This is a genomic window from Anaerotignum lactatifermentans DSM 14214, assembly GCF_900142265.1.
GTDB lineage: Bacteria > Bacillota > Clostridia > Lachnospirales > Anaerotignaceae > Anaerotignum > Anaerotignum lactatifermentans.
The window spans coordinates 1-1,669 of record NZ_FRAH01000152.1 but is presented as its reverse complement, the minus strand read 5'-3'; the positions used below and the strand labels follow the sequence as shown (position 1 = coordinate 1,669).

3 protein-coding genes are annotated in these 1,669 nt (G+C 40.6%); all 3 read right to left on the bottom strand.

Annotated elements, in window-relative coordinates:
• On the bottom strand, positions 1-363 hold a 363-nt coding region (locus BUB35_RS18315), incomplete at its 3' end, for a DNA adenine methylase (protein WP_143185515.1).
• A gap of 53 nt (positions 364-416) precedes the next feature.
• Positions 417-1,337 carry a hypothetical protein gene (locus BUB35_RS18310; protein WP_242949291.1) on the bottom strand — a complete coding sequence of 307 codons (921 nt, stop codon included), beginning with the start codon at positions 1,335-1,337 and terminating at the stop codon, positions 417-419.
• A gap of 44 nt (positions 1,338-1,381) precedes the next feature.
• On the bottom strand, positions 1,382-1,669 hold a 288-nt coding region (locus BUB35_RS18305; RefSeq protein ID WP_072854065.1), incomplete at its 5' end, for a hypothetical protein.

Genomic DNA, 1,669 nt, shown 5'->3' with positions numbered 1-1,669 from the left:
AAAATCTATAGGGGAAAGATAAATCTTTGCCAGTGCCATTTCTTCTGTCTGATATGGCAGTGAAAAATCTTGCTTTCTATGCCAGTCCAGCATCAAATCAAACTCTGCTCTGCTGTTCAGCGGCAAAAAGCCAAGCTCTTTTACAAAGCTCATGGGCTTATGCTTTACTACATGGAACATATTGGTCAGATTGGAATTGGCATCGTTATACACCTCAAACCTTTCCGGCTTTTTGGCGAAAAGCACCCAACCAGCACCACCGAATACTTCTACATATTTATCATAATGCGGTGGGAAACGTGCAATAAGGAACTCACGCATCAATCGTTTTCCACCAATCCATGGAATCATACTGTTTACCATATTTCATCGCCTCGTTTCTATGAACCTTTATCCATCTCTGTCACTCCTTCCTGTTACAGCTTCATTTCATAATCATCACTTTGGTCATTTTCTTCGTTTGATTCTTGGCTGAATTGATTTACATTATCAGCAGAAGTATCTTCCACATACGCACCTTGAATGAGTTTCCCCTGATGTGTCTGCATATGTTCCCTACCGATTTTTGCGTAATCCAGATATGGCAAAACTTCATCGGGAAATGAAACATCAAAAAGCTCATTTTCCACCAAAAACTCGCCTAACTGCCTTTCATTTTGGATGCCGTTTACCACACAGACTTCCGAAAGATGGTCCATCAGGTCGATCATTTCTTTTACTGTTCTCGGCTCTTTTAATGGAAGCGTCAAGCCATATACACGCTGCATTTCCTCTGGCAGCTTATCAAACCTGCAGAATAGCTCGTTGAGCTGAAATACATCCATTTCTTCTTTTGGCAGTTTTTCAAAATTTTCAGTCAATACATTTGTTGTTTCAGAACCGCAATAAATTTCACCAATACTGCAGCTTTTGGCATCAACACTGTTATCCGCAAAGAACTTTTTCAGCCCTTTCAAAGAGCATGGCAAAAACGCTGTGAGATAACTTCCATACTTTTCGCTGTCTGGTCTTTCTATCTCCACAGCGCAAAGTGACCTTTCTCTTTCTTCCTCGCTCAAGTTTGGTGGATAACAGCTGTACCAATTTTCCGTATACTGCCAGAAAGAATGGAAATCATGGTACTGTAGGTATAAAATACGATTTCTTGGATCATCTGCAATGATCTTCTCCAAGCGTTTCCAAAACCTGTCTTCTGCTTTTGGTCCGCCGCCATGCTCTGTTAAATCTTTGATACTCTCCTGCAGTGCTTGTTCCACATCTTTCCTTAACTGATTTTGCTGTTTTTTATCTGGAAGATCTATGCCTTCCATGATTCTTTTCTGCATTTGTTTTATCACTTCATTCAACGGCTGCACCTCCTTTGCAATTTTTTCTGCCTGCGTCAAATCTCATAAATGGCTTCTTCGAGACTTTTGGGCTGCTTATCTTTTAATTTCTCTCGATAAAGCATCAATTCATCTTCTGGCAATGCGGAAAGAAGACCGGCAAAAACGTTCAGTTCAAAAATATTGACTCTGCTGATTTCCAAAGAACACAAAAACTCTTGCGCTTCTTCCACATCACACTCTACATCTGAAATCTCGCAGTCATCCAACGATTCCATTTCTGCCTTCTGAAGAGCAATCCAGATTTCATTTTCTTCTACCGGAAGCACCAATCTGACACAGAT